The sequence below is a fragment of the Krasilnikovia sp. M28-CT-15 genome, assembly GCF_047159595.1.
Taxonomy (GTDB): domain Bacteria; phylum Actinomycetota; class Actinomycetes; order Mycobacteriales; family Micromonosporaceae; genus Actinoplanes.
Genome location: NZ_BAAGAK010000001.1, coordinates 5,054,716 through 5,067,723, shown reverse-complemented (window position 1 = coordinate 5,067,723; position 13,008 = coordinate 5,054,716). Strand labels below are relative to the sequence as shown.

Annotated in this window: 11 protein-coding genes; 3 read left to right on the top strand and 8 right to left on the bottom strand. The window is 72.0% G+C overall.

Annotation, left to right across the window (positions count from 1 at the left end):
* Window positions 1-58 precede the first annotated feature (58 nt).
* Complete coding sequence (locus ACMCNO_RS23235) at window positions 59-457, top strand: ChaB family protein (protein WP_412751571.1); 399 nt, start codon at window positions 59-61, stop codon at window positions 455-457.
* A 246-nt stretch (window positions 458-703) separates the two neighbouring features.
* On the opposite strand, the gene ACMCNO_RS23230 is transcribed toward ACMCNO_RS23235, so the two are convergent.
* From ACMCNO_RS23230 to ACMCNO_RS23195, 8 genes are all read right to left on the bottom strand, one after another.
* Window positions 704-2,341 carry a phytoene desaturase family protein gene (locus ACMCNO_RS23230; RefSeq protein ID WP_412751570.1) on the bottom strand — a complete coding sequence of 546 codons (1,638 nt, stop codon included), beginning with the start codon at window positions 2,339-2,341 and terminating at the stop codon, window positions 704-706.
* Between the two features lie 13 nt (window positions 2,342-2,354).
* Entirely contained in the window at window positions 2,355-3,233 is an 879-nt protein-coding gene (locus tag ACMCNO_RS23225) for a cytochrome c-type biogenesis protein CcmH (RefSeq protein WP_412751569.1), read from the bottom strand.
* A gap of 4 nt (window positions 3,234-3,237) precedes the next feature.
* Entirely contained in the window at window positions 3,238-3,774 is a 537-nt protein-coding gene (locus ACMCNO_RS23220) for a TlpA family protein disulfide reductase (RefSeq protein WP_412751568.1), read from the bottom strand.
* A complete protein-coding gene (locus tag ACMCNO_RS23215) occupies window positions 3,771-5,615 on the bottom strand; it encodes a heme lyase CcmF/NrfE family subunit (protein ID WP_412751567.1) in 1,845 nt (614 codons plus the stop codon). The genes ACMCNO_RS23220 and ACMCNO_RS23215 overlap by 4 nt, the downstream gene beginning before the upstream one ends.
* Before the next feature lie 38 nt (window positions 5,616-5,653).
* Window positions 5,654-6,046: a cytochrome c maturation protein CcmE gene (locus ACMCNO_RS23210; protein WP_412751566.1), complete on the bottom strand. Its 393-nt coding sequence runs from the start codon at window positions 6,044-6,046 to the stop codon at window positions 5,654-5,656.
* Window positions 6,043-6,780 carry a cytochrome c biogenesis protein CcsA gene (ccsA, locus tag ACMCNO_RS23205; RefSeq protein ID WP_412751565.1) on the bottom strand — a complete coding sequence of 246 codons (738 nt, stop codon included), beginning with the start codon at window positions 6,778-6,780 and terminating at the stop codon, window positions 6,043-6,045. Before ccsA ends, ACMCNO_RS23210 begins: the two co-directional genes overlap by 4 nt.
* Before the next feature lie 429 nt (window positions 6,781-7,209).
* Entirely contained in the window at window positions 7,210-7,407 is a 198-nt protein-coding gene (locus tag ACMCNO_RS23200) for a hypothetical protein (RefSeq protein WP_412751564.1), read from the bottom strand.
* Between the two features lie 115 nt (window positions 7,408-7,522).
* On the bottom strand, window positions 7,523-8,734 hold the full coding sequence (locus tag ACMCNO_RS23195; protein WP_412751563.1) for a cation:proton antiporter: 1,212 nt from the start codon (window positions 8,732-8,734) through the stop codon (window positions 7,523-7,525).
* A 765-nt stretch (window positions 8,735-9,499) separates the two neighbouring features.
* Here ACMCNO_RS23195 and ACMCNO_RS23190 point away from each other — a divergent pair.
* Both ACMCNO_RS23190 and ACMCNO_RS23185 read left to right on the top strand, forming a co-directional pair.
* Window positions 9,500-10,669 (top strand): S8 family peptidase, encoded by a 1,170-nt coding sequence (locus ACMCNO_RS23190; RefSeq protein ID WP_412751562.1) that lies wholly within the window; start codon window positions 9,500-9,502, stop codon window positions 10,667-10,669.
* A gap of 399 nt (window positions 10,670-11,068) precedes the next feature.
* Window positions 11,069-12,940, top strand: coding sequence for a LamG-like jellyroll fold domain-containing protein (locus ACMCNO_RS23185; protein WP_412751561.1), 1,872 nt, complete (start codon window positions 11,069-11,071; stop codon window positions 12,938-12,940).
* Window positions 12,941-13,008 lie beyond the last annotated feature (68 nt).

Below are 13,008 nucleotides of genomic sequence, written 5' to 3'. Positions count from 1 at the left end.
CGTTTGAGCCGGACCTGACGGGGAACGTCGGGATGACCGAGGTTCTGAGGAGGTCGGCATGCCGACGAGGAAGGACATGCCCAGCACGCTCAAGCGGTCGTCGAAGAAGGCGCAGGAGACCTACGCCAAGACTCACGACCATGCAGTTGACGAGTACGGCGAGGGCGAACGGGCACACCGCACGGCGTTCGCGTCGCTGAAGCATTCGTTCGAGAAATCCGGTGACCACTGGGAGCCCAAGGGCAGAAAAGGTCCGAGCGACGCCAAGGCGGCGGGCGGCCGCGGTACGAAGGCGAAGACCGCCGGTGGAGTGGACGCCAACGCGAGCAAGGCGCACCTGATGGATCAGGCGAAGAAGCTCGAGATCAGCGGCCGTAGCCGGATGACCAAGGACCAGCTGGTCGACGCGATCCAACGGGCCAACGACAAGGCCACCCGCAAGGCCCGCGGCAGCTGACCGTGCCGTCGTCGCCGCGTTGCCTGCCCCGTGGACAAGCCGCGCAGGTCATGATCGCGCAGCCACCGGAGCACGGTTAGCCAGGTCCCCCGGCTGCCGTGCGCGGTGGGCTGTGGTCAGCTCGTTTACGGCTCTGGGGCGTCGTCGGGATGCTGGGACGGCCGAGCGGCCGTGCCGCCGCCTGCCGAACGACGCGGGCTGGGTGGCATGGCTCGGGGTGTCCACCGTCCCCCGCTGTCCGTCGATTCACGAGTCGGGAAGGCCGGCGACCGGCGGGGGTAGCACGCCGCGGTCAGGGCCGGAGTAGATCGCGCGCATGGCGATCCGGACCGCCGCCGAGCGTGCCGCCCCGCGCAGGCCCGCGTGCAGCAGCGCCGCTCGCGCGGCGTTGCCGCCCGGTCCGCCGTGCACCCCTCCGCCCGGATGGGCCGCGGCACTGGACAGGTAGAGCCCTCGGACCGGCGTCTCCGCCCGGCCCAGCCCGGTGACCGGACGGAAGACGAGCTCCTGGTAGATCTTCGAGGTGCCACCGCTGATCGCGCCTCCGACCAGATTGCCGTCAGCGTCCTGCAGGCCGTGAGGAGTCTCCACCACCCGGTTGACGACCAGGTCGCGGAAGCCGGGCGCCTGCTGCTCGATGGCGGCCTCGACGGCGTCGATCTGGGCGTCGATGACGTGGGCGTCGGCGCGCAGGGAACGGGGGAGGTGGGTGTACGCCCACACCACCTCCGTGCCGGCGGGGGAGCGTGTGGCGTCCGCAGTGGACATCTGCCCGAGCAGGATGAACGGTTTCTCGGGACGGCGACCGGTGGCCAGGGCCGTGGAATAGTCGGTCATGCCGTCGAGATCGGTGCCGAGATGAACCGTTCCCGCGCCGCTGGCCTCCGTGGCTTTCCATGGCACCGGCCCGGACAGCGCCCAGTTCAGCTTCAGAGTGGCCGGATCCCACGCGAAGCGGCGCAGGTCCGCCAGCAACCGCGCGGGCAGATACTCGGCCCCGACCAGCCGGAGGTAGAGCGTGGGCGCGTCGACGTCGGCGAGGACGGCGTGCCGGGCCCGGATCCGCTCGCCGGTGGCGGTGCACACCCCGCGGGCCCGGTTGCCGTACACGACGATCCGCTCGACGGGGGTGCCGCAGCGAAGCTGCCCGCCGCGGGAGCGCAGGCGGCGTACCAGGGCGTCGGTCAATATGCCGGCGCCGCCGCGAGGCACCGGGAATCCGTGGCGCTGACCGACCATCGTCATGAGCCAGCCGAAGATGGCGCTGCCCGGCTCGTCGATGGACAGGTCGGAGTGCAGGGCGTTTCCGGCCAGCAGCAGCCGTGCGCCCGCGCCACGGAACTGCTCCTCGCCGAGCCGGCGCGCCGAGAGCACTCCGAAGCGGGCGAACCGGGCCGCGTCGGCCGGGCCGAGGCGGCGGAGCAGATCCAGGCCCGCGCGGACCGGCGGAAACGGGCGGAACAGCGCGTGCAGGACGGCATCGCCGAGACGGTCCCAGCGAGACACCAGGTCGCGCCACGCATCCCCGTCGCCGGCAGCGAACACGTCAACCGAGGCCGCGGTGGCGTCGATGTCACGCGACATGACCACGCAGCGGCCGTCCGGCAGAACGTGTGCGAGCACTGCCGGGGCGTGCGACCAGGCCAGGCCGTGCTCGTGCAGGTCCAGGGCGCGCAGTACCGGCGATGCCGCCCCGAGCGGGTAGAAGGCGCTGAACAGATCGGTGTGGTAGAGGTCCCCGAGGACGTTGGCGGTGCGGACGGCGCCACCCGGGGTGTCCTGAGCCTCCAACACCAGCACGCTCCACCCGGAGTCGGCCAGCATGTTCGCGGCGACCAGGCCGTTGTGGCCCGCGCCGATCACAATGGCGTCGTACTGGCTCATCTCGTGCTCCGTTTCAGGACGCGGCGAGCAGCCGCCGGACTTGGCTCGCGGCGGGGTCGTGGGGCGCCGCCGCGAGGAAACGGCGCAGGGTGGCCGACGCGCCCGGTGATCCGGCGGCGCGCTGGGCGAGGCCGAGCAGCAGCAGTGCCTGCGTGTCGTCCGGACGGTGATCGAGGACTTGCTGGGCCGCGGTGGCGGCCTCGCCTGCCCGGTTCGCGCGCAACAGCGCGAACGCCAGGCGCAGCTGGGTCACGTCGTCGGGTTGCTGGCGCACGGCGTCGCGATAGACCTCGGCGGCCTCGCCGTAGCGGCCCTGCGCCTCCAGAGACCGGCCGAGCCCGTCCAGCGTCGTGCCCGCGGTGGGCGGTGGGCTCACCGGCGCCGGGTCGGCGTGACGGGGACCGGCCAGCGCCACCGCGGCGACCATGGCGACCACGCCGATCGCGGCCATGTCCCACAGGCGTGGTGACCAGGCCGGTGCCGGGGCGGCCACAGGGCGGACCTCGAACCCGGCACTGCCGTGGCGTGCGCGCCACAGCAGTGCCGACAGCGCGGCCAGAACCAGCACAGGCAGCAGCCACAGCAGCGCGCCGAGGCCGCCCTGCGACGGATCGGCGAGGATCTGTGGGCCGTACCGGTCGACGAAGTACTGCCGGATCTGCTCCGGCGAGCGGCCCTGGGCAAGCTGAGCGGCGATGGCGTTGCGCATGGCGGCCGCCATCGGCGAGGGTGACTGGGCGACCGATTCGCCCTGGCACGCGGGGCACAGCAGCTGGGCGGCGATGCTCGTTGCGGTCTCGGGTCGCGGGGTGGCCGAGCGCCACACGGCGGTGCCCGCCCCGGCCAGCGCCAAGGCCACCAGCACGCATGTCACCAGCCGCCGCAGCCTCATGAGCTCAATAGTTCCGGAATGCGCTGCTGCAACCAGCTGTCGTCCACTGCGCCCCGGACCCACCACCGGACGTGCCCGTACGGTCCACCAGGAAGGACTCGGGAACCCCGCGGGCGCCCCACGCCACCGCGGTCGTGCCCTGAGGATCGATGACGCTGGTCAGGTCCTTGGCACCGGTCTCAGCCAGCATGCGCCGGGCCGATTCGGCGTTGTCGTGCATGTCGATGCCGGCCACCAGGAAGCCCTGCGCGGACCAACGCTGCTGCGCCGCCGCCAGCACGGGCAGCTCCTGCCGACAGGGGTCGCACCACGAGGCCCAGACGTTGACAAGCACCACCGAGCCGCGCCGTCCGGCCAGATCGAAGGACGAACCGTCCAGGGTGGTCCCCCGCAGCCGCGGAGCCGGCGCATCGCGCGCCTGCGCCTGGACGCCCCCGGCGTCCGCGGTACCGCCGGCCGACCGGATTCCCATGGCAAGGGTCACCCCCAGTCCGCCCACCGCCACCAAGGCCAGGGCGAGCAGGAACAGCCGGCGCCTCATGCTGCGCCCACGGAAACGCGCTGCCTGGTGACGGCCGGGTCACGCCGGCTACTCGGCCGGCTGAGCGCGGCGAGCAGGCCACCGAGCGCCGTCAGCACGCCGCCGGTCCAGACAAGGGCGATCATGGGGTTCACCGCGAGGCGAACCGTTGCGGTGCTGCCGTCGGCGGCCACCGCCAGCACGGTCGCATAGACGTCATGCAGCGGCCGCGACTGGATGGCCGGCACGCTGACCGTCATGTCACGGGCGGCGTAGTAGCGCAACCGTGGCTGGCTGACGCCGGTGGCCTGGCCGGAGAGGTCCAGCCGGACGCGCCCCTGCCGGCTGTCGACCGCGACCAGGCGGGCGGACACCCCAGCTGTGCGCACCGTTTCACCGAGGCGCAGTTGCCGCTCCGAGCTGGTCGTGTACGCCGACGACGCCGCGACGCCGATCGCGACGACGGCGATGCCGGCATGCGCGAGTAGCCAGCCGGCGCGGCGCCGTCCACGCGGGTGTGTGGCCGCCCGCAGCAGCCCGGCGAGTACGTACGCGCCCAGGCCGAACGCCAACAAAGCGGAGAGGCCAGGACGGCTCACCAGTCCCACGACAGCGGTCGTGCCCAGCCCGATCAGCGCGGGCGTCCGCAGCCGGTCGAGCCGCACGGAGCGGCCCTGCCGCAGGGCCGGGGCCAGGCCCATGAGCAGCAGCAGGACGAGTGCGACGGGCACGACGGAGCGGTCGAAGTAACCCGGCCCCACCGTGGTCCGAGCCCCCTGCAGCGCCTCGACCAGCAGCGGGAACAGGGTGCCGGTCAACACGATCGCGATGATGACCACGAGCAGGACCGCGTTGCCGAGCAACGCCGACTCGCGCGACAGCAGCGGCGACGAGCGAACCCCCGGTGACGATCCGGCCCGCCAGACGGCTAGGCCGAGAACCGCGGCGACCGACAGCAGCAGGAACCCGAGCAGCATCGGGCCCAGCGGGGACGCGGTGAAGGCGTGCACGCTGGCCACCGCGCCGGAACGGGTCAGGAAGGTGCCGACCAGCACGAGGAGGAAGCCGGCGCAGGCCAGCGAGATGTTCCAGATACGCAGAGCAGCGGTGCCCCGTCCCGCGGTCAGGGTGTGCAGCAGCGCCGTCGCCGCCAGCCAGGGCATCAGGGAGGCGTTCTCCACCGGATCCCAGGCCCAGTAGCCGCCCCAGCCCAGCACCGCGTACGACCACCAAGCGCCCAGCGTGATGCCGGCGGTGAGCAGTGCCCACGCGCCCAGCGTCCAGCGGCGCACCACGGTCGTCCAGACCGTTCCGGTGTCGCCGGTCAGCAGCGCCGCGACACCGTACGCGAACGGCACGACCAGCGCGATGTAACCGGCATACAACAGCGGCGGGTGCACCCCCATCGCCGGATGCTCCCGCAGCAGCGGATTGGGTCCGGGGCCGTCCGTCGGCACCGGCGACACGGCGGCGAACGGATTGGCGGCGAAATAGGTGAGTGCGAGGAAGAACACCATCACCACACCGACCACGGCGCAGGACCACGCGCGCGTGGCGTCCGCAGGTGCCCAGCGGCCGCCGAGCAGGACAGCGCAGGCGGCAAGGATCAGCAGCCACAGCAGCAGCGACCCGTCGAGCGCTGCCCAGAGGCTGGTGACCGTGTAGTAGATGGGGACGTCACGGCCACCGTTCTCGGCCACGTACCGGACCCCGAAGTCATGCCGGACCAGCGCCACCTCCAGCGCACCGCAGCTCAGCACCGCCGCGCCGAGCGTGACCCAACCCGCCGCCCGGGCCGGGCGGGCACCAGCTCCCACCACCGCGACGCGCAGCCACATCAACGCCGACGCGACCGCCGCCACCAGCCCGAGGGTGAGGCAGAGGCTTCCCCACCGGCCGATCACCCGCCGCCCCCAGGGGCGACGGCCGGCCGGTACTCGTTGCCGTGCCTGGCCATGATCGTGTCCGCGTGGAACACCCCATTGCCGTCGAGCGTCCCCTCGACGACGGAGTCCTGCCCTTCCCGGATCGTGCCGGGCAGATCTGCCTGCTGTTCGACGGCGATCTGTACGCGGCCATCGCTGATTCGGAACCAGGTCGCGCCGCCGTCGCTGCGCAGCGATCCCGGCACCACCTGGCCACCGAGGCGTACCCGCTGACCCGTGTCACCGTCGAGCAGTTCGCTGGGGCTCCGATAGAAGGTCAAGGTGCGTTGAAGACCGGCGACCACGAGCAGCGCCGCTCCAGCGAGCACGATGAGCAGCAACAGCAGGCGGGCGCGCCGGGCGCTCATGATGACCGCACCACTGGCCTCGGGTGTGACACGGCTGGCCGCACACCGGCGCGGCGTTCAAGGACGGCCAGCCGCCGCAGGAACAGCCATCCGGCGATGGTCGTGGCAGCGGCGACGCACAGCAGCAGGGCCGTCAACATCAGCCCGCTGATTGGCGGGCTGCCTTGCGGTGCCAGGATCGTGGCCTGCTGGTGCAGCGACCGCCACCAGACTACGGAGAAGTGCACCACCGGGACGATGGTGAAGCCGCCGACGCCGAGCCAGGCGGCCCGACGCGCCGCACCCCGCCGATCGGCGTCCGCGCGGCGCAAGGTCAGCTGGGCCGCATAGATCAGGAACATGGCGGCCGTACTGACGATCCGCGGATCCCACGCCCACCACACACCCCAGGTGAGTCGCCCCCACACGGCCCCGGCGGCGAAAGACAGCACCGTGGCGGCAAGGCCGATCTCGGCGGCGGCCTGGGCCGCCCGGTCCCAGCGGCTGTCACTCCAGACGAGGTATGCACCGCTGGCCACCAGCACGGCGAAGAATGCAACGTACGCGGTCCAGGCCGCGGGTACGTGCAGGTACATGAAACGTTGTGCCTGCCCCTGTACGGCGTCGGGCGGTGCCACGGTGAGACCGACGAGCAGGCCGGCCGCGGTCAGACCCCCCGCCGCCCAGCCCAGCGTCCGCCGATCGCGATCGCCTCGGCGGCCTTCAAGAAGCGGTGTCGCGGGCTGATCGGACATCGGTACTCCTCCGCGGGCCGGTGATGTCGCCGTCAGCCCCGCTTCCCCTGCATATTGCGGGTTAAACGCACACGCGCCCGGAATTCGTCGCCCGACGTCATCGGCGTGTTCCGGATCGAGCGCCACGCGGGGTCGGTGGGTTGGACATCGGTCCGGCGGTGTTCACCCAAGTGTGTGAGGAACTCGGCTACGCCGACGGTTCGGTGGGCTGGGCTGCGATGATCGCCGCTGCGACCAGCATGACTCTCCCTTCTTGGCGCCGGAGGTGGCCCGCGGCTTGCTCGCCGATCCCCGGTTAATGATCGCGAGAGTGGCCGCACCGTTGGGTGCCGCAATGCCTGTCGACGGCGGTTCTTGCGTCAGCGGGCGTTGGCCCTTCGCCGGCGGATGTGAACACGCCACGTGGTTGGTCGGCGGAGCCCCGGCGGATCAGTGTGACGTCCGGTCGCCCAGCCCGTCGAGGTTCAGGTCGGCGGCCGCTTCGTCGACCACTTGGGCCAGCGCCGGGTCGTCCTGGCAATGCGCAGGCAACGCCAGCCGGAGCAACTGTGTTCCGGCCAGGACGGTCAGTGAACGCTTGCGCCGCTCCACCACGATCAGGTCGGGAAGATCCTGGGCCGCGAGCACCTTCACTGCCTCGCGGGCCGGGATCCTCGGTCACCGTGCTCATCGGCGGTGCCACCTCACCCGCGCGCATGGGCACCACGATGACGTCGTGTGTGATCGTCGGTGGGCGTGGTGGTCAGCGGCGGACTGCCCGGACAGTCCGCCTCAGCACCCCGTGCCAGGCGGGTGTCTCGGCCGCGTCGTCGAACCAGCGCGCGATGACCACGTCGGTCGAGGAGTGCAGCACGATCGACAACACGATGGTGACGGCGACGAGGTGGAAGACCACGTCGGCGGCGGCGATGCCGGATTCGAGCACGAGCAGGCCGTAGACGACCGAGGCGAAGCCCTTCGGGCCGAACCACATGGCGGCGGCCTGCTCGCGCAGGTCGAGTCCGGAGCGCAGGAACGACACCCAGAGCGCGACCGGGCGCGCCAGGAAGATCGCCAGCAGCGCGAATACCCAGCCCTGCCAGGAGATCTCGGCGAGGAATGCGGGTGATATCAGCGCCCCGAAGACCAGCAGCGCGGCTAGCTTGAGCAGTTCGGCGATGTTCTCCCCGAAGTGTTCGAATGCGGCGCGCTGGCGGGGGCCGAACGTCGCGACGGTGATCCCGGCGGCGAACGCCGCGAGGAACAGGTTGGCGTGGGTGACCTCGGCGACGGCCAGCACGAGCAGCCCGATGGCCACACCGTTGAGCGGTTCGTACGCGGGCGAGGCAGCGAAGAACCGGCTGCGCTCGAGCAGTATCGCGGCGACCGGGATGAGCACGCCGATCAGCAGACCGAGCGTGATCTCCACCGCAAGCTCGCCCAGGGGCAGCTCGTGCGAACCGGCGGCGACGGCCAAAAAGACGATGACGAACGGCAGCGCGAGGCCGTCGTTGACGCCGGACTCCACGTTGAGCAGGTGCCGTAGCCGGGCTGGCACCTTGTCGTTGCCGACCAGGGCTGAGGCGAACACCGGGTCGGTGGGGGCGAGGATGGCACCGATCAGCAGCGATTCGGGCCAGCCCAGCCCGGCGACGACATGCGCGACGAGCGCGGTGATCACCAACGTCAGTGGCAGGCCCCAGCCGAGCGCCCGGCCGGGCAGCCGCCACGCGGAGCGCAGGTCGGCCCAGCCGACCCGCATCCCGTCGGTGAACAGCACCGCGAACAGGGCCAGCTGCGCGAGGACACCCACGATCGGTGTGTCGGCATGCAGGTCGAGTACGCCGGTGGTGTCGGCCCCGAGAGCGATTCCGGCGGCCAGGAACAGCACGGCGGTCGACAGGATGGTGCGCTTGGCGAGCGCGGAGACGAGGACCGCCAGCAGCAGGGTGAGGGCGAACGTCAGCAGCAGCATGGGTGCTCCGGGTGTGCGGGCAGGTCGGTACGGTTGCCGACCAGGCTTCCCGGCACACCCACGACGATCCTAGCGATCCCTGTCGCCCGACAGCAGGGTGGCTGCCTCCGGGCCAGGCTGTCATGCAACCGTCACACGACCGTGGATCGAACGCCATCTGCCCGTTCGACGATCGAGGCGGGGAGGCGGATCCCCCTTCCCAGGCGCCGCGCAGGGCGTACCGATGCGGGCGCCCTGCGCGGATGCCTGTGCAGGCCGAGGCGGGTTTCCCGAGCGGAGGCTGTCGGGACGGTGACCGCCGCGAGCAGCCAGCGCCGGCCGGACGACCCCGCAAGGCGGTTGCCGCTGATGACCGCCAGCCGCGCCTTCGTCGGCATCACGGCACGATGTCTCGCCAAGTCACCCGTCCCATCCCGCCGCCGGGGTGGTCCACGCCGCCGACATCAGTGACATCGACGAGGAGGCGGGCCTCGGCAAGGTGAGTATCAGCGAGCCAGACGGGGTGGCGTCGTCGCGTGCACGACTCGGACGCCGCGCACGTGGGCCGGCTCGACGCTGCGCCAGGTGAGTTAGCGGAAGATGCGGGTCACCAACCCCAGCACTTGTCCGCAGGGAACGCATGTCCACCCAGCTCGAAGACCTGGTGTTCCGCTACCTGCGCCAACAGCGGACCAGCACACCTAGCCGGACATCGATCTGGTCGAGATAGCTAAAGGTCCGACGTCTCGCGTCGATGACTCCCTCCGAGTTTCGGAGAGGGGTCGTATGCCGCACGTACGTCGCGTCGTCCGGGGCGCGCTGTGGGTCGCGGCGGTCCTCGGCGTGCTGGCAGTGGTGGCCTGGCCGCCCGCTGACCGCTCCCCGCAGCAGGCACTGGCCGACTACGTCGTGGTGCTCGCGCCCGGCGCGGACCCCGCCGAGGTGCCCGGCACGGCGGCCGCGCTCGCCCGACGGGTCGGGGGTGCCGTCCACCAGACCTACACCAGCGGTCTGCTCGGGTTCGCCGCCACGCTGACCGCCTCGGCCGCCGCCCGGCTGACGGCTGACCCGGCGGTGGCGTACGTCACCGCCGACGAGGAAGTGGCCGCGTCGAGCAGCGAGAAGTCGCCGCCGTCCTGGGGGCTGGACCGGGTCGATCAGCGCGGGCGCCGCCTGTCCGGTCGCTACACCTACCCCACCACCGGCGGCGCCGGGGTGACCGTGTACGTCCTGGACAGCGGCATCCGCATCAGCCACCGCGACTTCGGCGGCCGGGCCCGCTACGGCTGGGACTTCATCGGCAACGACGCGAAGGCCGACGACTGCAACGGGCACGGCACCCACGTGGCCGGCACGGTCGGCGGCAGCCGGTACGGCGTGGCCAAGCGGGTGCGGCTCGTCGCGGTACGGGTCCTGGACTGCAAGGGCAGGGGCAGTTACGCGCGCATCATCGCCGGGATCAACTGGATCACCGCGCACGCGGCCCGTCCGGCCGTGGTGAACATGAGCATCGAGGGCCCGCCGTCGCGGGCGCTCGACGACGCGGTACGCCGCTCCGTCGCGGCCGGGATCACCTTCGTGGTGGCCGCCGGGAACGACTCGCGCGACGCCTGCAACTACTCCCCGGCCCGGGAACCGTCCGCGCTGACCGTCGGCGCCACCGACCGCCGCGACCGCCGGGCCCGGTTCTCCAATTACGGCCGGTGCCTCGACCTGTTCGCGCCGGGCCAGGCGATCGTCTCGGACTGGAAGTCGGGCAACAACGCCCACCAGGTGATGTCCGGTACCTCGATGGCCGCCCCGCACGTGGCCGGTGCGGCCGCGCTGCTGCTGGCCGCCCACCGGACCTGGAAGCCGAGTTCGGTGCGGGTCGCGCTGCTGCGCGCCGCCTCCCGCCACAAGGTCAGCTCGGCCGGCAAGCGGTCGCCCAACATGCTGCTCTGTACCTGCCGCTGAAGGCCCCGCCACTCGGCCGGACGAGGCCGCCCACCTGTTTGCGGGCTGTGCATCCAGATCCACCGCGCCGGGAGCGCGGCGGTCATCGACGTCCACTGGGGATACGCGGCCGAGGCAGAGCCGCCGGATGCCGGCCAGGCCCACTGCCCGGTGCGCGCGACAGCGGCTGGAAGCGGACGGCGGCAGCGGTCTGGGATCGGGCACCGTAGGCATCTTCCCACGAAAGGGTGACCCGGGCGCCCCGGCGGCGGGGGGCCGCGGAGAGCCGACGATAGCGCGCAGGAGTGGCAAGAATGCCGTATCGGGGGATGCGATACGTCTCCCACCGGAGGTTCAGAATCACCCGAATATCGGAGTTCTGTACCCTCTTGCCCGGTCCGGGCTGTTTTACCGTTGCTCATGCCCAAGACTCGGTGGTGGCAGGGATCGCGGTGGCTGGGTTCGCCGGTGCGGGCGTGGTTCGTCGCCGCGGTCGCGGGGCTGCTGGCCGCCGCCGCTGGGGTCGCGGTGGCCGGCACGGTGGCCTCGACCCCGTCGCCGGCGCCGTCGTTCAACGGCCCGGTCTACGCCATCGCCTACCGCGGCGACACCGTCTACGTCGGGGGCAACTTCACCGCCGCGATCGTGGCGGGCCGCGCGGTGGCCCGGCAGCGGCTGGCCGCCTTCGACGCCCGCACCGGGGCCCTACTCGGCTGGCAGCCCGGCGCCGACGCGGTGGTCCGCGCCCTCGCGGTCGACGGCGCCACCGTGTACGCCGGCGGCGACTTCACCACCCTGTCCGGGCAGCCCCGCAAGTCACTAGCCGGGCTGGACGCGGCCACCGGCACGGTGACCGGATTCCGGCACGTGCTGGCCGGACGCGTCAACGCCCTGGCGGTGGGCAGCGGCCGGCTCTACGCCGCCGGCAAGTTCAGCGCCGTCGACGCGCTGGCCCGCACCAATCTGGCGGCGTTCTCCCTGAGCACCGGCGGGCTCGACAGCGGCTGGCGGCCGACGACCGACAACACCGTCAACGCGGTGGCCGCCGCCGGCAACCGGGTCTACCTCGGCGGCAGCTTCCACAAGACCAACAACGTCAGCTCGACACCGCGGCTGACCGCCGTCGACGCGGTCACCGGAGCGCTGATCACCAGCTTCGCGCCCCGCCCCGCCGTGGGCGTGCTGGCCCTGGCCGTCGACCCCGCCGGCATCTACACCGCCCAGGCCGGCCACGGCGGCCGGGCCGTGGCCTACACCAGCGCCGGCACCGCGCGCTGGACCCAACTGTTCGACGGAGACGCCCAAGCGATCACCGTGCTGGAGGGCACCGCCTACGTCGGCGGGCACTTCGACAACGCCTGCACGACCGGCGTCACCGGCGCCCAAGGCGCCTGTGTCAACGGCTCGGTCCCGCGGGTCAAATTCGCGGCCATCGACCCCGCAGGCGCCCTGACCGGCTGGGCGCCGCAAGCCGACGGCGTCGTCGGCGTCCGCACCCTGGCCGCCAACCCCGCACTGCAGATGGTCAGCGCCGGCGGGGACTTCACCACCGTTTCCGGGCTCACCCAGAAACGCTACGCCTCGTTCACCCCCACCACCGTCCCCCCGTCACCGCCGACAACCAGCCCGTCCAGCTCGGCACCGCCCGCACCGGTGACCGTGGCCTCGTACGACTTCGACACCACCACCGGCGCCGGCAGTTTCAGCGACAACACCGGCCGCGGGCACCTGCTCACCGCGTTCGCCGCCAATGGCGCCACCCTGGACACCGCCGACCACAACGGTGGCCACGCCGTGGTCTTCCCGCCGGTGTGCACGGCCACCACCGGCTGCCCGAGGATGGTGCTGCAGACACCCAGCACCGCCGACCTGAACCCCGGCAGCGGGCCGATCGCCTACGGCGCCCGCGTGCGCCTGACCGCCGACCAGGCCACCGACGGGCAGAACATCCTGCAGAAGGGCTACTCCACCGGCGGCGGGCAGTACAAACTGCAGGCCGACAAGCTGACCGGCAGGCCCCGCTGCGCCCTCACCGGCGCCGCCTCACCCACCACCTACCCGGCGAAAAGCAGCATCACCATCGCCGACGGCGCCTGGCACACCCTCGAATGCCGCCGCACCAGCACCGAACTGCGCATCCTCGTCGATGGCCAGGTCACCGGCAGCACCACTGTGCCCGCCGACCTCACCATCGACAACACCGCCCCCCTGGTACTCGGCGGCAAGGGCCTGGCCGACAACAACAGCCAGTACCACGGCGCCCTCGACGACACCTGGATCGCCACTGGGTGACACCCAGGCGGTCCTCACCCACCGTGGTCCCGGACCGACGGGCCAAGCCCGGCCCCGATACCCCTCTC

Bases quoted from the DNA above. Each gene is read 5' to 3' on its own strand.
- ACMCNO_RS23210 (WP_412751566.1), bottom strand. From the start codon at position 6,046: ATGAGCGCCCGGCGCGCCCGCCTGCTGTTGCTGCTCATCGTGCTCGCT.
- ccsA (WP_412751565.1), bottom strand. From the start codon at position 6,780: ATGTCCGATCAGCCCGCGACACCGCTTCTTGAAGGCCGCCGAGGCGAT.
- ACMCNO_RS23185 (WP_412751561.1), top strand. From the start codon at position 11,069: ATGCCCAAGACTCGGTGGTGGCAGGGATCGCGGTGGCTGGGTTCGCCG.
- ACMCNO_RS23235 (WP_412751571.1), top strand. From the start codon at position 59: ATGCCGACGAGGAAGGACATGCCCAGCACGCTCAAGCGGTCGTCGAAG.
- ACMCNO_RS23190 (WP_412751562.1), top strand. From the start codon at position 9,500: ATGCCGCACGTACGTCGCGTCGTCCGGGGCGCGCTGTGGGTCGCGGCG.
- ACMCNO_RS23225 (WP_412751569.1), bottom strand. From the start codon at position 3,233: ATGAGGCTGCGGCGGCTGGTGACATGCGTGCTGGTGGCCTTGGCGCTG.
- ACMCNO_RS23220 (WP_412751568.1), bottom strand. From the start codon at position 3,774: ATGAGGCGCCGGCTGTTCCTGCTCGCCCTGGCCTTGGTGGCGGTGGGC.
- ACMCNO_RS23195 (WP_412751563.1), bottom strand. From the start codon at position 8,734: ATGCTGCTGCTGACGTTCGCCCTCACCCTGCTGCTGGCGGTCCTCGTC.
- ACMCNO_RS23230 (WP_412751570.1), bottom strand. From the start codon at position 2,341: ATGAGCCAGTACGACGCCATTGTGATCGGCGCGGGCCACAACGGCCTG.